The 1,680-nt window shown below is 63.0% G+C and carries 1 protein-coding gene and 1 pseudogene; both read left to right on the top strand.

All coding sequences use genetic code 11. The features are described 5' to 3' along the window. Positions 1 to 505: pseudogene (locus tag SSA01S_RS18790) on the top strand (methyl-accepting chemotaxis protein); the annotation flags it as partial. A gap of 172 nt (positions 506 to 677) precedes the next feature. Next, a partial coding sequence (locus tag SSA01S_RS18795; RefSeq protein ID WP_156477978.1) for a HAMP domain-containing protein occupies positions 678 to 1,680 on the top strand: 1,003 nt, incomplete at its 3' end.

Genomic DNA, 1,680 nt, shown 5'->3' on the forward strand with positions numbered 1-1,680 from the left:
TAGCCAGTCGGCGGCCGCCGAGATCAGCGGCATGTCGTCGGATACGGTCGGTGCCGCCACCCAGGCGGGCGACATGCTGACCAAGCTGGTGCCCGATATCCGTCGCACCGCCGAACTGGTCGCCGAGATCAGCGCCGCCTGCCGTGAGCAGGATATCGGCGCGGTCCAGATCAACGAGGCGATCCAGCAGCTCGACAAGGTGACGCAGCAGAATGCGTCAGCCTCTGACGAGATCTCGGGCACGGCGGCGGAACTCGCCGCGCGCGCCGAGGAACTGCAGGAAGGCATCACCTTCTTCCGCCTGGCGGAAAAGGCTCGCCCGATGGCGGTCAAGCCCGCCGTGCGCAAGCCCTCGACGCCCGCCGCCAAGGCTAAGGTCAAGGCCAAGGCGGCGGGCCGTGGCCAATCGGTCGCGGATCAGCAGGCACGGGCACGCGGCTTCGCACTCGACATGACGAATGGCGGGGCGGACGGCGAGGACGCCGATTTCGGTCGCGCCGCCTGAACGGATCGACGGTGGCGGCGTACCGAGGGGGAACGCCGCCACCGTCGAAGTCAAAAATAAGAATGAGTTGTCGTGAACCGAAAATTCATTCGATTATGCAATAGTTTGTGATGTTGTCAGGTTATTCAAAAAATAGATTTTAACGGGGGTGCGTATGCGCGCGACAATCAAGATGAAACTTGCTGGTACATTTGTGATTGTATTGCTGCTTCTGGCGGTGGTGGTCGGGATCGGGATCTCCAGGATCAATGCGTTGAACACGATGATCTCCGATACCATTGACGGGCCTGCGCAGCGCATCAAGCTTTCGTTAACGGCGGACGGCGATGTCGGGCGCGCGATCCGCGCCGAAAAGAACATGATGCTGTCCGAAGATATGAGCGCGAACCGCAATTATGACGCCAGCTTCAACGACTATAGCACCAAGGTCGAGGCGAGCCTGAACAGCGGGCTGAAGATCGCCACCGCCCAGGGACGTCCGGTCTGGACGAAGGCACTGGAGGAATGGCGCGACTATAAGGAGGTCAGCGCCCGCGCCCGCGCTCTGGCGATGGACAATCACAATGCCGCTGCGGCGCAGATATCGATAACGGAGGGGCGTGTCATCGCCGTGCACCTCGGTGAAACGCTCAACAAGCTGGCGGACATCACCCAGGGTCAGATGGTCAAGGCGAAGGAGGATGCGGCCGCGCTCTACGCGTCGGCCCGGACCACCATGATGGTCACCGCCGTGGTCGCGCTGCTGATCGCGATCGCCGGTGGCGTATGGATCGCGATGCTGGTGTCGAGCGGCCTGCGCAAGATCGATGAGGCGGTGTCCGCCGTAGCCGATGGCGACCTGAGCAAGGAGGTGCAGGTCCGCAGCAACGACGAGATCAAGGACCTGGTCGAGACGGTCAATCGCATGACCAGTCGCCTGCGCGACACGATCGGCCAGACTGCTCTGGCGGCGCAGAATGTGGCGGCGGGCAGCCAGCAGCTGTCGTCGTCGTCGGAACAGGTGAGCCAGGGCGCGACCGAGCAGGCTGCGGCCGCCGAGGAAGCCTCGGCTTCGATGGAGCAGATGGCGGCGAACATCAAACAGAATGCCGACAACGCGACCCAGACCGAGAAGATCGCCCGCCAGTCGTCGCAGGATGCCGAGATCAGTGGCCAAGCGGTGCAGAAGGCGGTCA

It is taken from the genome of Sphingomonas sanguinis NBRC 13937, assembly GCF_001591005.1.
Lineage (GTDB): Bacteria > Pseudomonadota > Alphaproteobacteria > Sphingomonadales > Sphingomonadaceae > Sphingomonas > Sphingomonas sanguinis.